Annotated in this window: 11 protein-coding genes; 10 read left to right on the plus strand and 1 reads right to left on the minus strand. The window is 40.2% G+C overall.

The window, feature by feature from the left end; genetic code table 11:
* Nucleotides 1-2: 2 nt before the first annotated feature.
* From D2V08_RS15140 to D2V08_RS15185, 10 genes are all read left to right on the plus strand, one after another.
* Nucleotides 3-2,540, plus strand: a complete 2,538-nt coding sequence (locus tag D2V08_RS15140) for an ABC transporter permease (RefSeq protein ID WP_182835575.1) — start codon at nucleotides 3-5, stop codon at nucleotides 2,538-2,540.
* A gap of 423 nt (nucleotides 2,541-2,963) precedes the next feature.
* Nucleotides 2,964-3,518 carry an RNA polymerase sigma factor gene (locus D2V08_RS15145; RefSeq protein ID WP_147374165.1) on the plus strand — a complete coding sequence of 185 codons (555 nt, stop codon included), beginning with the start codon at nucleotides 2,964-2,966 and terminating at the stop codon, nucleotides 3,516-3,518.
* Between the two features lie 149 nt (nucleotides 3,519-3,667).
* Nucleotides 3,668-4,846, plus strand: a complete 1,179-nt coding sequence (locus tag D2V08_RS15150; protein ID WP_119609070.1) for a FecR family protein — start codon at nucleotides 3,668-3,670, stop codon at nucleotides 4,844-4,846.
* Nucleotides 4,847-4,912: 66 nt separating this feature from the next.
* Nucleotides 4,913-8,437 (plus strand): TonB-dependent receptor, encoded by a 3,525-nt coding sequence (locus D2V08_RS15155; protein WP_119609072.1) that lies wholly within the window; start codon nucleotides 4,913-4,915, stop codon nucleotides 8,435-8,437.
* 18 nt (nucleotides 8,438-8,455) lie between these two features.
* A complete protein-coding gene (locus D2V08_RS15160; protein WP_119609074.1) occupies nucleotides 8,456-9,835 on the plus strand; it encodes a RagB/SusD family nutrient uptake outer membrane protein in 1,380 nt (459 codons plus the stop codon).
* 214 nt (nucleotides 9,836-10,049) lie between these two features.
* Nucleotides 10,050-10,937: a PIG-L deacetylase family protein gene (locus D2V08_RS15165; RefSeq protein ID WP_119609076.1), complete on the plus strand. Its 888-nt coding sequence runs from the start codon at nucleotides 10,050-10,052 to the stop codon at nucleotides 10,935-10,937.
* Nucleotides 10,938-10,994: 57 nt separating this feature from the next.
* The gene (locus tag D2V08_RS15170; RefSeq protein ID WP_119609078.1) at nucleotides 10,995-12,251 is read left to right on the plus strand and encodes an MFS transporter; all 1,257 of its coding nucleotides are present in this window, start codon (nucleotides 10,995-10,997) and stop codon (nucleotides 12,249-12,251) included.
* Entirely contained in the window at nucleotides 12,251-13,096 is an 846-nt protein-coding gene (locus D2V08_RS15175; protein ID WP_119609080.1) for an ROK family protein, read from the plus strand. Before D2V08_RS15170 ends, D2V08_RS15175 begins: the two co-directional genes overlap by 1 nt.
* A gap of 21 nt (nucleotides 13,097-13,117) precedes the next feature.
* Entirely contained in the window at nucleotides 13,118-15,772 is a 2,655-nt protein-coding gene (locus D2V08_RS15180) for an exo-rhamnogalacturonan lyase family protein (RefSeq protein WP_119609082.1), read from the plus strand.
* Nucleotides 15,773-15,856: 84 nt separating this feature from the next.
* A complete protein-coding gene (locus D2V08_RS15185) occupies nucleotides 15,857-17,290 on the plus strand; it encodes an SLC13 family permease (protein WP_119609084.1) in 1,434 nt (477 codons plus the stop codon).
* A 75-nt stretch (nucleotides 17,291-17,365) separates the two neighbouring features.
* Here the strand turns inward: D2V08_RS15185 and D2V08_RS15190 are convergent, their stop codons facing one another.
* Nucleotides 17,366-18,463 (minus strand): formylglycine-generating enzyme family protein, encoded by a 1,098-nt coding sequence (locus tag D2V08_RS15190; RefSeq protein ID WP_119609086.1) that lies wholly within the window; start codon nucleotides 18,461-18,463, stop codon nucleotides 17,366-17,368.
* Between the last annotated feature and the right edge of the window lie 4 nt (nucleotides 18,464-18,467).

Raw genomic sequence — 18,467 nt, forward strand, 5'->3', positions numbered from 1 at the left:
TTATGGGAAAGAACAACACTGGATTTTCTTGGCTGCTGAAAATGGCTTGGCGAGATGGAAAGGCAAGCTACGGCAAACTTTTATTATTTGTTTTCTCTATAACCTTGGGCGTGGCCGCTGTGGTCAGCGTTCATTCCTTTAGTAATTTATTGAAAGAAAATATTGCTTCACAGTCTAAAGCACTTTTAGGAGCTGATTATCTTATTGAAAGCGACAAACCGGTCAACGATGTGGTAATTGGTATTATGGATTCGTTGGGAGGGGCAGATGCCCAAGAGATTAACTTTCTGTCCATGGCAGCTTTTCCTGGGAATAATGGGACCAAGTTAATGGAAGTTAGGGGAGTGGAAGGCGGTTTTCCGTTTTACGGGGATTTGGAGACCACACCCGTTTCAGCGGCAAACGACTATAGAAATGGTGGTGCCTTAGTGGATGTTACTACTATGCTTCAGCTCAACCTAAAGATTGGAGATAGTATAAAATTGGGAGCAGTTACCCTTCCCATTGCAGGGGAGTTAGAAACGGTTCCCGGTAGCACATCGGTTTTTGGGGCCATTGCACCACCGGTGCTTATTCCATTTACATATATTGAAGCAACAGGTCTGGTCCAAACGGGAAGTCGCATTGAGTACAAATATTACTTCAAAGCGGATGAAAATGAGGATATGGTTCTTTTGGACAAGAAGGTCGCCTCTGTATTGGATGCTGAAGAGGCAGATTTGGATACCCATCTCTCCGAAGCAAGACGTTTGGGGCGACGGTACGAGAATTTTGGAAAATTCCTCAATCTGGTCGGTTTTATTGCGTTGCTACTGGGCTGTGTAGGTATTGCCAGTGGCATGGGCATCTATGTTCAGATGAAATTAAAATCCATTGCAGTGCTCAAATGCTTGGGTGCTTCAAAAAGGCAGAGCTACCTTATTTTCTTTATTCAAATAGCTTGTATGGGTATTGTTGGTGGATTATTGGGAACGGTAATCGGTTATCTACTGCAACAATTGTTTCCCATTTTATTGGGTGATTTACTACCCGTAGATGTTGATATTACTTTATCCCTTCAAAGTGTCTTACTTGGACTTTCATTAGGATTGGCTATGTCCATTTTATTTGCACTCTACCCACTAATGAAAACATTATATGTATCGCCCTTGCAGGCCTTGCGTGTGGTTCAGGAAACTAAATCCCGCTCAAAAAGGGCAACCACTGCTGTTGGATTGGGTATAGTGCTGTTTGTATTCAGTTTTTCATTTTGGTTGCTCGGTGATTTTATGCGCTCTCTGTTTTTTGTAGTAGGATTGTTGGTTGTCTTTTTGATTCTTACCGCAGTTGCAAGATTCTTTATGGCCATGTTGAAAAGATTTTTCCCGTATTCATGGAGTTTTATTGCTCGCCAGAGTTTGAAGAATTTGTTCAGACCACAAAATCAGACCTTGGTATTGGTATTGTCCATAGGAATTGGAACTTTTTTGATAAGCACCCTTTATTTTACCAAGGATATGCTTTTGGAAAAGGCAGCCATTGAGGATAGTGCCAACAGCACCAATATGATTTTAATGGATATACAGAATCCACAAATGGATGGTGTTTCCAATACGATTAAAGCTTCGGGCTATCCTGTAATCGATAAAATCCCAATTGTTACCATGCGGGTGGAAACCTTAAAAGATAGACATGTAGAGGATATTCGAAAAGATACCACATCGCAAGTGGGTAGATGGATATTGAATCATGAGTTTAGGGTGACCTATAGAGACAGTCTTATTGGTTCCGAACGAATTTTAGAAGGGGATTGGATAAGCAGTGTCGATGCAGATTCGGATGTCCCTATTTCCGTGAGCAGTGATTTTGCCAATATGGCCAAAGTGACCATCGGGGACCCAGTATCATTCAATGTGCAAGGAAGGATAATGAACACCGTTGTGCAAAGCATACGTGAAGTGGATTGGAGCAGGCTACAGCCTAATTTCTCCATTGTTTTTCCAGCTGGAGTGCTTGAAAATGCGCCACAGTTTGGGGTGATGACCACCAGAACTGCGGACGATCAAGGTTCTGCTCAATTACAGCAGCAACTGGTACGTCAATTTCCCAATGTTTCTATTCTGGATTTAAAAAGAATCCTAAGTCTTTTGGAAGATATTCTGGGAAAAATTGGATGGGTCATCAACTTTATGGCCTTCTTTAGCATTTTTGTTGGAGTAGCAGTACTAATGGGTGCTATCTATAGCAGTAAACACCAACGTGTAAAACAAGGTGCCCTATTAAGGACTTTGGGAGCCCAAGGCTCACAAATTTTAAAAATGATAGCTATTGAGTACGCCATTCTTGGATTTTTAGGGGCTTTTATGGGGGTGTTGCTCGCTGTTTTGGGAAGTTCCCTATTGGCTTATATGTTGTTTGAAACCACTTTTACTCCTTCATGGGTACCGTTCTTTATTATTCTTCCGGCAATAACGTTGTTGGTTTTTGCACTGGGCGTTGGAAACAGTATTGGGATTGTTAGAAACTCTCCACTATCTGTTTTGAAGAAGGAGAAGGAGTAAAGCTTAATACTTTTGCCAATATTTTTATGCTTTAAAATAATCTTGAAGTCGTCGGTGTTTGTTTTGAGAGTTTTGTTCTTTATTATGCTCATGTCTTAATAGAAGTAAATCCGATATCATTTTAGGAATAATTCAAAAAAATCTTCCCTAAATATTCTATTTAAAGATTTTTTTATAATTTGTTAACGTTTTTTGGTATTATTTCAATTGGTTTTTTATTTAATCAAGGAAATAAAAACAACTTTCCTTTTTAGAAATATCTCTTTTGGAGTTATTTCATGCATACGGCACTTTTTCGTTTAGAACGAAAACGGTTTCGCATTCCAATGTTGCGCAGCCATAAGTTTACAAATGAAGAGTTATATGGCTAAATTGACATAAACAAACGTGTTGTTTGCCACATACTTAAAAGAAAGGCGAAAAATGGACCAGAAAAGCTTTAATAATGAATCCTTCCTCATTGAGCAGCTAAAAAAAGGCTGCAAAGATGCTTATGGTCATTTGTTTAAACTGTACCATAGGGAGCTTTGTAATTATATGACCGCAATTTCTGGAGACCCAAAGATTGCAGAAGATATTGCTCAACAAACCTTTATCAAAATATGGGACAATAGGCAAAAACTTTTCGTATCCAAGAATAAGTTAAAAAGATATCTGTTCAAAGTTGCCTATAACCTATTTATTGATTCCCAGAGAAAAAAGAAAAAGGAATTTCAACTATTGGAAAACCTTAAACAGCAGGCCTATTTGGATATGGCCGATGCAGATACCTCTCTTTTTGAAGAGAGACTCAAAAAAGTAGAAAAGGAAATCGATAATCTGCCTGAGCAATGTAAAAAAGTCTTTATTATGAGCAAAAGAGAAGGACTTAAATACAGGGAAATTTCTGAACAACTTCACATTTCAATAAAAACCGTAGAGGTTCACATGGCCAAGGCCATGAAGCGTTTAAGAGCTCAATTGACCATTTTCTTTTAATGGCCATTCCATCCCTATCATCAAATTGGGCATATCAATAATTTGAGGTAAAAACAGCGTATTTCACACTTTAAATGTTAAAAAAATAAAACTATGTAAGGGTTTTTGGAAAATCCTACGTCTCTTTTAAAAGTGACAATATTTTTCAAATGACCAAAATTGATATCAGAAGAATAATTACCAGGTATATCAACCAAGAAGCTTCACAAGAAGAACTGGCCATTTTATACGAATGGGTTAAAAAAGAGAACAACAAGGAAGTGTTCAAAAAGTTGGTGCAAGCTGATTTTTTGGTCAACTATGAAGATAAATCATGGGAAAGCGAAGAAGCCTTTGAAAGTTTCTTGCATACTATCAAACAAAGGGAAACTTCAAAAGTAAAGCTGTTATACGCAGGCAATCAAATTTGGAAATACGCCGCCGTAATTACGATTATTGTCGGTTCATCTTTATTCTTTTTACTAAATCAGAGTCCTCAAATAGTTGTTCCAGTTGAGGTGGATTCAAATCAGATTACACTTCAATTGGACAATGGCGAGGTTTTAACCCTTGATCCAGAATCCGATGCCACGATCCAAAGTAAAAATGGAAGTACGGTAGTAACTCTGGCAAAAGGTGTTTTAACCCAGAAGGAAGCACGAATTAAAAAAGGTAAAGTACAAAACAATACTATTAGAGTGCCTTATGGCAAAAATCTATCGGTTACCTTACAAGATGGATCTGTTGTAATGCTGAACTCTGGGTCTAGCATGACTTACCCTTCAAGTTTTGCGGGTATGGATACTCGGGAGGTGCAACTAAAGGGAGAGGCGTTTTTTGAAGTTGCCAAAAACCCAAAAAAACCTTTTATAGTTAGAACAGAAACCATGTACACCCAAGTTTTTGGTACTGTTTTTAATGTTTCCGCATACGAAGAAGATGATACTACCGAAGTGGTTTTGGTTGAAGGTTCCGTAGGGGTTGGCAAATCAAATAAAGTAAATCCAGAAGCCTTACAAATGCTTGCTCCTTCACAGAAAGCTTCCAATATTATGGGAGGCGAAAAGGATTTTGTGGTGGAAGACGTAGATGTATCCTCATACATATCATGGACCAAAGGGATTTTGGCCTTCGAAAATGAATCCATGGGACAAATTATAAAAAGACTTCAGCGTCAATACAATATAAAGATTGTTAATCAGTACGAAGAATTGGATGAGCGAAGGTTTACGGGAATGTTCGATGAGGAAACCATAGATCATGTTCTTAAAACCATTCAGGCTCACACCCATTTTAGTTATGACAAAAAAGAAAATTTGATAACGATTAAAAAACCAAATAACGAATAGTGCCTATGATTTAAAAAACCATTAATACCAAAAAAACAATTACTAACTAACTAGACTAAATCAATTATGAAAAAAACCAAAACTATACGTGCCACGGCACCAAGGCTGGGGAAAAGACTACTGTATGGATTTTTCCTGCTCTTTATGCTCGGCCAGGTCAATGCTGCATCTTGTGCACAATATGATAAGGTGGCAATGAGCTTTGATGACACCAGATTGAGTGATGTATTCGAAACCATTACCGAATCAACGGGCTACAAATTTTTTTATGAAGCATCGGAGGTTGATATTGACCGAAAGGTAACGGTTAATGGCAACAACCTTTGTATTCAAGATTTTTTAAAGGAGGTTTTTCAAGATACAGATCTATCCTTTGAGATTATTGAAAGACAAATAGTAATCAAAAAGAAGAACAAAACACTTCCCAATTTAGTTCCACAAAAAAAGATTAATGCAGAGAATCCCCAATCTAATTTAACCGGGGTTGTACTGGATGAGGCAGGAATTCCTCTTGCCGGCGCTACTATTATTGCCAAAGGAACCAATGAGGGGACTACTACCGATTTTGATGGAAATTTTGAAATCACGATGCCTTCAGGGGTCTCGGTTATTCGAGTAACCTATATCGGTTTTAAGGCCAAAGAAGTTGATGTGGCCGGACAAACCTCGGTAACCATAACCTTGGAACAAGATGCAGCAGCTTTGGAAGAAGTAGTTGTTGTAGGATATGGTACTTTGGCAAAGAAAAAAGTAACCGGTTCTGTGGTTTCAATTACACCGGAGACAATAACCGAAGTTCCAGCATTAACTCCTGAAAGCGCCCTTATCGGCCAAGTGACAGGGGTTCAGGTACAAGAAGTTTCTGGGGAGCCGGGAGCCGCACCAAATATTCGTGTAAGGGGTTCGGGATCTATCTCCGCAGGAAATGACCCATTGTTTGTTGTGGACGGAATTCCAATTTCCCGTAACCTGACATCTTCAAGTCAATTAGGTGGTGTGGCAAATAGACGTGCAACATTTCAGCCACCAACAATTAACCCCCTGGCTACCTTAAATCCAAATGATATTGAATCGATTCAGGTTTTAAAGGATGCAAGTGCAGCGGCCATTTATGGTTCCCGAGGTGGTAATGGAGTTCTTTTGATAACCACAAAAAAGGGTTCAAATGGTGATGAAGGTGTTTTTTCCTTTGATTCTTTTGTGAGCATGCAATCTGTTGCCAACAAAATAGATTTAATGAATGCTCAAGAATTGATAGATTTCACCATAGATGCCAGAAACAATAACTACTTACAATCTGTAGATGGCGCATCCATAGATGATCCTATTGGCCCTGGAGATAGAGGTGATACCAATTTTGAGATTCCAGAATCTTTTCTGAACTGGGATGGAACGGACACTGATTGGCAAGATCTTATTTTTAAGACAGGAATAGTTCAGAGCTATAACTTTTCTTATGCCTCGCCAGTGAGGAACAAAACTAGCTTTTATGCATCCACAGGTTATTTTTCGCAAACAGGTGTAATTGACAAGGCAAAGTTTGAACGTTACTCGGTAATGTTGAACTTAAATTCTCAGTTAACTGAAAAATTGAACTTGGATTTAAGGTTGGCTCCAACCGTTACAGAAAATCAAAGAGTCCCTGCATCCTCTCCATATTTTGCACGTCCTCCTGGCATTGTGTATTCTGGATTGGTGCATTCACCAACAGTTAGTCCTTATAATGCGGATGGTACCATCAACCAGTTGAACAACCAATCCTATTTAGGTGGGGGTACAACTACGGCAAGTAACCCATTGGCAATTATCGAGGCTGTTGATGACCAGATTTTCCAATTTCAAACCAGAGGAAACCTTGCTTTAACGTATGATATTTTACCTGAGTTGAGCTTTAAAACTTTTGGAGGTGTCTATATTAACCTTTACAATCAAGATTTTTATAGATCAAATACGCTACTGTATAGAAATAATGCCAATGGTGATCCCTATGGGCAAGCGTCTTCATCCACAGAGACCAACTGGCTTTGGGAAAACACGCTTAATTGGAAAAAAGAGTTCGGTGACCATTATATAGATGCAGTCTTGGGTTACATGGCGCAAAAGGACAACTTAACGCTAAAACAAGTATTGGCCAATAATTATCCTGATGATCTTGTGCCGACCGTAAGTGGAGGACAAGTATTTGGAGGAACATCTGTTAAAGAACAATGGTCTTTATTGTCTTCTCTATTTAGAGTAAATTATAGTTTTAAGGACAAATATTTATTTACGGGAACATTCCGTACCGATAAATCCTCAAGATTTGGAAAAAACAACCAAACAGGATATTTTCCTTCCTTTTCTTTAGGATGGAGGTTGAACGAAGAAGAATTTTTGGTTGACTCAGAAACCATCTCCGAGCTTAAATTACGTGTTAGCTGGGGTCAAACCGGTAACTTCGAAATTCCAAATTATGGAGCCGTAGGTTTATTATCGCCACAGAACTATAACCTTGGAGGAAATCAAATCAATGGTCTTGTACAAAGTACAATTCCGAATCCTGACCTTACTTGGGAGAAATCCGAGCAGATTGATGCAGGTATAGAGTTAGGGCTGTTCAATAATAGAGTTTTCCTTTTGGCAGATTACTACGATACCAAAACAAAGGATTTATTGCTTAACGTGGCTATTTCTTCAGTTTCCGGGTTCGAGACCCAGCTAAGAAACCTTGGGGAAGTGCAAAACAGAGGTTTTGAACTTGCTTTGAGCACCAAAAACTTTGTAGGGGAGGACTTTACGTGGAATACAAATATTAATTTCTCCACCAACAAGAACGAAGTACTTTCTTTGAATGAAAGTAATGAGCCTATTTTTTCATCTGGTAGTGCCGGGGTAAGACACGTAACGCGTGTGGGTGACCCAATAGGTAGTTACTATGGTTATGTAACGGATGGTATCTATCAATCCCAAGAGGAAATTGATAACGCACCATTTGATACTCAGGCCCCTGACCCAGCCCCTGGAGATATCAGGTTTAAAGATGTAGATGGTGATGGAGAAATAACTCCGGACGATAGAACAGTTACGGGTAGTTATTTCCCTGATTTTACTTGGGGTGTCAATAACAGGTTAACTTATAAGAATATTGATTTTAGCTTTTTGATTCAAGGAGTAGAGGGAAATGAGATTCTTAACTTAACTTCAAGACACATGAAGAATGGTGAGGCCAACTTTAATTCTTATGCCATTTTCAACGAACGTTGGAGGTCTCCTTCAGAACCAGGAAATGGATACATTCCAAGAGCTGATAGGCAAACAGGAAACCATGGGAACAACAACAGGCCTTCTTCTTTTCAAGTGGAAGACGGATCCTATGTAAGATTAAGAAATTTGACCCTGGGTTACACCGTGCCGACCAATAACTTTTTTGGAAGTAAAATTCAGAAGCTTAGGTTCTATGTTACGGGAACAAACCTCTTCACTATTACCGATTATCTAGGGTACAACCCAGAGGTTAGTAGCATTACCACGAATAGTTTGACACCGGGAGAGGATTATGGAGCATTTCCATTGACCAAATCCTTCACCTTGGGGATAAACCTAAAATTCTAACCTAAAAAACGGAATAAAATGAAACGAATTCTATATATAATGCTATGCACAGCTCTATTTACTGGGTGTAGTGAAGACTTTACAGATCTCGCGCCTATTTCCAACAGAAATGAGGCAGATTTTTACAATACTCCCGAAGATTTCGAAGTGGCCATTAATGCCAGTTATGCCGGACTCCAAACTACAGGAGTATACGGAAGGGGATATTGGACCATGTTCGAGATGAGAAGCGATAATACCGATCAAGGTCCCGATGCAACGGGATTGGCGCGACAATACACCGAAATAAATGCTTTTACCGAGGATGCTCTCAACGAGCAGGTTACTTCTGCTTGGAGCGAGTCCTACAGGGTTATTGCCAATTGCAATGTGATTTTGGATCGTATTCCGGATGTTGAAATGGAGGCGTCGCTAAAGAATCAAGTATCAGGCGAAGCTTTGTTTATCCGTTCTTTGATGTACTACCATTTGGCAATCGGATTTGGGAATATCCCTTTACAACTTACATCCTTTAATTCGGGAGACGAACTTGTGCAGGTTGACGAAAATACGGTATTGCAACAATTGGTTACCGATTTAACAACAGCAGAGGAAAATCTTCCGGTGTCGTATACAGGAAGTGAGGTTGGAAAAGCTACAAAAGGAGCAGCAGCAACCTTGTTGGCCAAAGTATTATTGACACTTGGTGAAAATTCTGCTGCAGAAACTGTTCTCAGGAGAATCATAGCCAACTACGGGTATGAGTTGTTGCCTAGTTATGCCGATTTATGGGGTGTTGCTAATGAGAACAATGCTGAGTCCATTTTTGAAGTTCAGTATATCAGTGGAGGTATAGGTCAGGGAAGTCTTTTTACCAATGATTTTTCGCCAAGTACCGATTTGCAGACCGGTTCAGGTTTCGGAAGAAACCGGCCAACTGTTTCCATGTTGGAAGCCTATGAAGACGGGGATTTAAGATTTGAACCATCTATGGGAGCAACCTACATTGACCTTGAAGGAGAAGTGGTCGAAGCCAGACATGTAAGAAAATACCAGTCCGATTTAGCCATTGAGAACGATTCCGACATCAACTTTGTTGTATTTCGATACGCCGATGTTCTACTTATGTTGGCAGAGGCTTTAGGTGAAACACCCGAAAGTTATGATTTGATCAATGAGGTTAGAAACAGGGCTGGATTACCAGATATTGATGCTTCCACACTTGGTACTTTTGAAGATAAACTACTTCAGGAAAGAAGAGTTGAACTTGCTTTTGAAAATCACCGATGGCCAGACCTAAAACGATTTGGTGCGGTTAGTAAAGTTATCGAGGCAGAAGACTTTATAACCGGTACCAAGGAGTATTTCTTTATCCCACAAAGGGAGATGGACATCAACCCGAACTTTGTTCAGAACTAGGAGGTTCAATAATGATTTAACCAAATTTTGTTTTCATCCATTAAGTTAGTTTGATTGATAAGTGCAGTGCTCCCAAACCATGGATTACCTACTTATAACTATGGATGAATTGCTTAACGCAAATTGGATGAAAATATAATAATACTGTTGCTTCAATAGAGGTGACCAGAGATAGAATTGTAAAATTTTAATGAATTAAATATCAAATAGAAGAATGAGAAAGTTAATTATGGCCGTTTGTTTATGCTTTGCATTTACAACAATTCAGGCCCAACAGAAAAAAGTCTTGAATATTTTGGCCATAGGGGCACATCCAGATGACTGTGATTCCAAGTTTGGGGGAACGGCTGCCTTGTTTGCCAAAATGGGACACAATGTAAAATTCCTTGCGTTGACCAATGGAGATGCCGGGCATCATGAAATGGGTGGTGGCGTATTGGCCAAAAAGCGTAGACAAGAGGCCAAAGATGCTGCAAAAGCATTGGGTATAGCCGAATATGAAGTTTTGGATAATCACGATGGAGAATTGTTTCCAACCTTAAATGTCCGATTGGAAGTAATCCGAAGGATTCGGGATTGGAATGCGGATATTGTTTTGGGCCTTAGACCTAACGATTATCACCCAGATCATAGAAATGCCGGTTCAGTAGTACAGGATGCCGCTTATATGAACATTGTTCCTAATGTTGCTCCAGATACTCCACCACTAAAAAAGAATCCTGTGTTTCTGTATATGAGTGACCGTTTTAAAAAGCCTTACCCATTTCAGAAGGATATCGCGGTCATAGTTGATGATGTAATAGATACCAAAGTTAAAGGTTTGGCAGCCCACGATTCTCAAATGTTTGAGTGGTTGCCTTGGACCAATGGTGTGGATCTTTCTACAATCCCTACAGGTGAAACAGAAAGATTGGCATGGTTAAAAGATAAGTGGATGAACAGAAAACCAAATGCCAGCACTTTGGATGCTGTTAAAAAATGGTACCCAGGTGTGGACGTTTCAAAAGTAAAACAAGTGGAGTTCTTTGAAATATGTGAATACGGCAAGCAACCCACTGATGAGGAAATAAAAGAAATGTTCCCCATGTTGGGCTCTAAATAAACAAGAAAATAAACCACCCAGGTAGTATCCAAACATAAATAACCAATCAATTTAAAAATGGAGAATAGTAGGCCCACGACCAAGAGGTATATTCATATAATTGGGTTGGTAATGATCGTATTTTTTGTGATTTCGTTCATTACTAACATTCTGAATTCCATCATTGTAGATGTTAAGGATAGCTTTGACCTTAGCCTTACATTGACCGGATTATTGCCCTTTACTTTTTTTATTGCGTATGGCATAATGTCCATTCCTGCAGGATTTTTGTCCGAAAAATATAGTGAAAGGACATTACTTTCAGTTTCCTTTTTGGTCATGGCGCTTGCTTCCCTGGGTTTTGCATTGCTACCCCAGTATGGTGTTTTTAGCATAACCTTGTTCGTATTGGGCTGTTGTATGGCGGTACTTCAGGTAATTATAAATCCTATGTTGCGTGTGGCGGGAGGTGAAGAGCATTTCGCTTTTAACTCAGTACTCGCTCAATTGGTTTTTGGAGCAGCATCATTTTTAAGCCCTTATCTATATAAGTATTTGGTAAGTAAGAATAACACCAATGATTCTTTAGCTGAGATGTTGCGTGGATGGGTACCACAAGATTTACCTTGGGCATCATTATATATTGTGTTCGCGGTAATTTCTTTGGTATTGTTTTTCTACGTGTTTTTAACCAAATACCCCAAGTTTGAAAAGACCGAGGAAGAGAAAGCGGGAGACACCAGTTCTTATTGGGACCTTTTAAAGAATAAATGGACAATACTCTATTTCTTGGGGATCTTTTGTTATGTAGGAACAGAGCAAGGTGTGGGAAATTGGATTTCCCAGTTTTTGAGCCAATATCATGGTCTTGACCCTCAAACGGTAGGTGCGGACACGGTATCTTATTTCTGGGCCATGTTGACGGTGGGATGTTTGTTGGGCTTATTGCTATTAAAGTTTATGGACAGTCGAAAATTACTGATTTTGGCAACTTCCATAACCATAATCTGTCTTATACTGGCACTGACGGGATCTGCACAAATGGCTTTGATAGGTTTCCCTGCAGTAGGTTTCTTTATATCCGTTATGTATTCCATCATATTTTCTCTAGCACTTAATTCTGTTAAAGAACATCATGGTTCTTTATCAGGTATACTATGTACTGGTATAGCAGGAGGTGCTGTAATTCCATTTATAGTGGGAGGTTTGGGAGAATTAATGTCATTGAAATCAGGAATGTTCTTTTTAATGATTCCTTTGGCCTTTATCCTAACCATTGGGTTTTGGGCCAAACCATTGGTCAATAATAAGACCATAAGCTTAAAGAAGGACTAGTGGAAAAAGAAAACAGGACGGTTTTAGGGGTTGATGTAGGAGGTACCAAAATCAAAGCGGGAAGAGTTTTAGGAAAGAATGTGGCACAAAGCAGTCTTTCCAAAGTAAATCGCGATGATTCAGAGGAAACTTCCCTTTCAAAATTATTTAAGACCATTGACGAGGTAATGACGGACACAGTTGAAGCCATTGGAATAGGAGTTCCTGCTGTAGTTGACCCGGATTCCGGTGTTGTGTACGATGTGCAGAACATCCCTTCATGGAAAAAAGTCCCCTTAAAGGAGCTTGTACAAAAACAATTTGGTGTCCCGGTATATATAAACAACGATGCCAATTGTTTTGCGCTTGGCGAAAAACATTTTGGGAAGGCAAAGCAATTCTCTAATTGTGTGGCCTTGTCATTGGGTACGGGACTTGGGATGGGAATTCTAATAAATGATAAGGTGTACAATGGTGTTCTGTGTGGAGCCGGGGAAATAGGGATGCTACCCTATAAAGATGGAATTCTGGAACAATACACGGGAAGCTTCTTTTTTGAAGAGGAATATGGGGAGTCTGCGAAAGTGTTGTATCAAAAAGCTTTGGATAACGATAGTGAAGCATTGTCCGCTTTTAGGGAATACGGGGTGCATTTAGGAGAAGCCATTAGGGCCATTCTTTATTTATTTGCTCCTGAGGCCATCATACTTGGAGGGTCAATACGTAATGCCTATCCATTTTTTAAGGCTTCGTTGCAAGAGGCTCTCGACTCGTTTGCCTATCAAAAACAATTGGAAAATTTTAAAATAGAAACATCAGATTTGGTGGATTCACCCATTTTGGGTGCGGCTGCCCTATGTCTGTAAAATAATAACCTTACTATACAAATGAGAATAATAATAACAGTGCTACTAGCATGTTTTCTACTAAAATCTTGCTCTCAACCCATTGCTACAGGGAAACAGGTAAGCATTACCGTAGAGAACAATAAAAAGGGAGCTCCGATTACCCTGGGGATTCCTTTTCCAAAAGGAGAATTAAATTCCGTGGACCATTTGCGTTTACTAACATCCGACGGTACTGAAATACCATGCCAAACCACAGAGGTGAGCAATTGGGGGCCAACAGACGACAGTGTAAAATGGGTCTGGGTGTTCTTCTTTTCAGAAGAAACACAAGACTATATATTGGAGTATGGTGCGGGTGTTGTTCCAATGCTTCCAAAGGAAAAAGTCGTTTCCGCTAACAACATGAGGCCAAGAGGAGGAATCGATGTTAATACCGGACCACTATCTTTTTCCATCCATAAAAAAGGGAATGGCTTTTTGGATGAGGTTTTCCTGGACTCAAATAAGGATGGAGAGTTTACGGAGGAGGAACTCATTGGTACTTCACCAGAAAAGAACAGAGGTTCCTTTTTCGATCTTTTGGACGATTCAGGGATAGATGCATCCAAGGCAGTTATCAATGAAGTGTTCCGGGAAAAAGGATCAGGTCCCATGCATACTATTTTTCGGATAGAAGGAACATACACTTATAGCAGGGAGGACAATAACCTATCACCATTTACTATTTGGCTGCACGCTTATGCAGGTAAAAGTTACCTTAAGGTGTTGCATACCATGACCTATACAGGTATCCCTGACAAGCATAAGCGCCAAGAAGGGGAACATGCCAATATCGCAACGCAGAACAAGAAAATCATCTCGGAGAACACAGAGGACGACATGGGTTGGACACGGCCCAATGATCAAATTGCAGGCGTTGGACTTCAATTAAAATATCATTTGGACGACAACGTAAGTGTTTCAATGCCTATGTATGATGGGTCGTGGAAAAATGATAAAGCAAATACGGTAATGGAAGAAGTTGCCATAAATAGTGATGTACCCGTTAAACTTTTGCAAAAAGGACCTGAATATAGAAAAAGTACCAGTCTTAGGAGTCTGTATTTGAACAAATTCAAAAAGGATGATGACAATAAAGAGTCAGATCAAAAATTAAATTTTGAAGCCACGGTATCCAAAGGTGACGAGGATTTGGCTAAATCCCAGAGAGCAAAGGGCTGGCTTAATGTAACCGATGGAAAAAGGGGAGTGGGTATAGGAATCAAGAATTTTATGAAAGAATACCCAAAAGGTATAGAGGTCGATCCTGCCAGTAAAACCCTCTTGGGAAGCATTTGGCCAAAAGAAAACGGCCCAATGAGCTTTGCAAGACACAATACCGAACCGGATGGTGGAATGCTCGCTAACTTTGCCCAAGGAATCACCAAAACCACGGAGTTCATTTATTATTTCCACGACAATGATACCACAGAAGAAGTGGGAGAAAAAATGGAGTATATTACGGAAAGCCCAGTGGCACATGCCTCCCCCGAGTGGTATACGAGCTCCAAAGTATATGGTAACATGGCGCCTGCCTCCCAAGAACACCCAGAATTTGAAAACGCCCTGCAATACAGATATCAGTGGTGGGCCTACAACCAAAAGAACGAGCCGTGGTATGGTATTTTCGACTACGGAGACGGAAAAAGTTATTTCTTTAATGGTAAATGGGTGCAATGGACCAATAACGAGCCCACTGTGGATTTTATGCTGTGGACCAATTTTATGCGGACAGGAAACCCAAAATATTTCAAGTTGGCCCAAGCCATGAGTAGGCACACCATGGATGTGGACAATATCCATTGGCCTAAAAAGCGAACCTATTATGGTGAAATCAACGATGCTATCGATTTTTGGAACTACGAAGATGAACCGGAATCAACACCTTACCTTGGTATTGGAAGAAGACATGCCAATGAACACTGGTACGCACTTTTAAGTGCCCATGTTTGGATTCAAGGTTGGATAGCCGATTATTATTTGTCTGCCGACCACAGAGCACTGGAGGTCGCCAAAATGACCGGGGATACTTACATCAAACGCATTTGGGGAGATCATGATTTAAGAGGTAGAAGGTTATATCTATCCGTATTGAACCTGGTTGAGCTCTACGATGCCACCAAGCTTAAGAAGTACAAAGACGAATTGGATGAAAGGGTTGGTTTGATGTTGGAGTTCCAAGAACGTCAAGGGGGCAACTTAATATTGGATAGATATGGATACAGTCAAACCTATGTGGCACAAGGACTTTACAAGTACCAACAAATAACAGGTAATGAGGAAGTAAGAAAAGCACTGTTGAAGCATGCCAGATGGGTTAGGAAAGTCCCTCCATTGAACCATGAAATGGAATCTTATTTGGCAACTATTTATCCATTGTTGTTGGGCTACGAGATAAGTGGTGAAAAAATGTATTTAGATGAAGCCTTGGCAAGGGCAGAAGTTCTCAAAATTGGAGAATTGCCAAAAAAACCAGACGAATATGAATCCGCTGAGACCTATAGCGATGATCTTTTGGAAATTTCAAACCTACCAATGAGCAAGGGACGATTTACCAATTGGCAAACCAATCAAGGGATTCGTGTGTTTGGATGGACGCACGCCTATAATATTCCTTATTTGCTCTACTGGATGGATAAGGAAAATATCGACTAAATCTTGTAATCTTCGGAAGGGGATGGTGTAGCCTTAGGGCCATCATCCCTTTTTTATTTGCACTGACCAACTAATTAAACAACTATGTCGTACAAGAAATTTGGCTTTGTACTCGGACCTCTTCTATTTATTTTGATCCATTATTTTTTTAATGGGGAAGGCCTTTCGGATGAAGGGCGGGACATTTTGGCGGCAACGAGCTGGATAGGGGTTTGGTGGGTTTTTGAAGTGCTTCCCATTGCGGTTACCGCACTGCTTCCAATACTTTTGTTCCCTCTTTTGGATGCTGTTGCATTGGGAGATACTACTGCAAGTTATGGGCATAAGTATGTTTTTCTTTATTTAGGAGGTTTTATTTTGGCCATGGCCATTGAAAAGTGGAACCTTCATAAAAGAATAGCCCTTCAGATCATTAAAACAATTGGTACAGACATGTACACCATTGTTCTTGGATTTATGGTTGCCACTGCTTTTCTTTCTATGTGGATTTCCAATACCGCAACTACAGTTATGGTACTCCCAATGGCGATATCCATAGTCAAACAATTAAAGGATAATCCAGAAACGCCGGAAGATGAAAACAAGGTTTTTAGCAAATTATTAATGTTGGCCATTGCGTATGCTGCATCAATAGGTGGAATTGCAACCTTGATCGGAACACCTCCGAACTTGGTGTTTGCAGGATTTGTTCAAAAAACATATGGTGTGGATATTAGCTTTTGGCAATGGATGAAATTTGGACTTCCCGTATCATCCGTACTTCTTGTACTGGCCTGGTTGTATTTGACAAGAATTGCTTACCCTTTGGGAAAGGCACGTTTTCCTGGAGGAAAAAAAGAAATAAACAGACTATTGGCAGAACTGGGGCCTTTGGGAAGGGAAGAAAAATTGGTATTGCTTGTTTTTGTGCTTACCGCTTTTTGTTGGATAACAAGGTCATTTTTGCTACAAAAGTTCATTCCAAATATTGATGACACCATTATTGCCATAGGTTCGGCCATTATTCTATTCATAATTCCTGCAAACAGATCAGGTGACCCTATCATCAAATGGAAAGAAGCCGTGCAAATACCATGGGGCATCATATTGTTGTTTGGTGGAGGAATGGCCATAGCCAAGGGGTTTCAGGAGACAGGTTTGGCAAATTATCTTGGGGGACAAATGACCTTTTTTGAGGGCTTGCCCTTATTTGTGTTGCTGTTGTTGGTAATTACCTGTGTAAATTTTTTAACGGAAGTTACATCCAATTTGGCCACCACGGCCATGATGCTCCCTGTTCTGGCCCCATTAGCTTTAACGCTGGGTATAAACCCATATTTATTGATGGTGGCCTGTACCACTGCAGCTTCTTGCGCATTCATGCTTCCTGTGGCTACGCCACCAAATGCGGTAGTTTTTGGGTCTGGGTACTTGCGTATTCCCGATATGGTCCGTACAGGATTTTTAATGAACCTGTTGTCCATTGTAATTATGGCACTCGCAGTGTTCTTTATCTTGCCAAGCATATGGGGGTTTTAATAGGCTTTAACCCCCAATCAATAACATTCAATATAAACTTGGTGTTTTTTTGGCGGTAAATGAATTTTTTTTGATTTATTCGGAAAGCACTGTTCTAAAGCCCAAATGTTCCATTCCCGAATCTGGGCTGGTGGCCATTCGTGCAGAAATCCTATAGCTGGCACAGTAAGAAGCACTGCAAAGGAAAGAACCTCCTTTTATAACCTTTTCCTTAGCATAAGGATTACTGGAATTAAAAGCGCTTTTTGCACCTTTTGGATTTTTTGTCACTTCATCGATTGAGGCTAGTTCGTTGTAATAATTGGTATTGTACCAATCACCGGTCCATTCCCAAACGTTTCCGGCCATGTCATAAAGACCAAAGTTATTTTTTGGGTAGGTCATTACGGGTGCCCTCCGCTCATACCCATCTTCCATGGTATTGTTTACTGGAAATTCACCTTCCCAGGAATTGACATGGGAACTTAGCTGGGCAATATCATCTCCCCAAAAGAACTTGTCGCCCGTTTTTCCCGCTCGCGCTGCAAACTCCCATTCTGCTTCCGTAGGCAACCTGCGTCCGGCCCATTTACAATAAGCTTGTGCATCTTCTAAGGCAATATGCACCACTGGGTAGTCTTTTTTCCCTTCGATACCGCTATTAGGGCCATTGGGATGTTTCCAACTGGCTCCTATTTTCCATTCCCACCATTGGGAGTAATCATACAAGTTGGGAAGGCTGGACTTTGTCTTTTTGAACACAAGTGAGCCCGGTTGGAGGATGGAGTCGTGTGGTTTTGGGGTACCTTTTGGTAATTGTTTTTTAATTTCTTCCCAATCAATTTCACGCTCGGCCACAGTAATGTAACCGGTTTCATCCACAAATTTTGCAAATTCTGCATTGGTCACTTCATGAATATCCATGTAGAATCCATCAACATATACCTTATGAGCTGGTTTTTCGTGGGACATGGCCATGTTATCGTTAGCTACAGCACCTTGGATAAATTCACCACCAGGTATCCAGACCATTCCTTCGGGCGCTTCTTTTGGGATTTTATTGGATTGTATCTGTATGGCGATTTCAGTTTCGGTATTTGCCTCCGTGGATTCTTCTGAATTATCCACTTTGGACTTACAGCTAAAAATCAGGGTAAATAGCGAAAGATATATTATGGCCTTTGCTGTTTGCATTTTT

The organism is Flagellimonas lutimaris, from assembly GCF_003581615.1.
In the GTDB taxonomy this organism is placed as follows: domain Bacteria; phylum Bacteroidota; class Bacteroidia; order Flavobacteriales; family Flavobacteriaceae; genus Flagellimonas; species Flagellimonas lutimaris.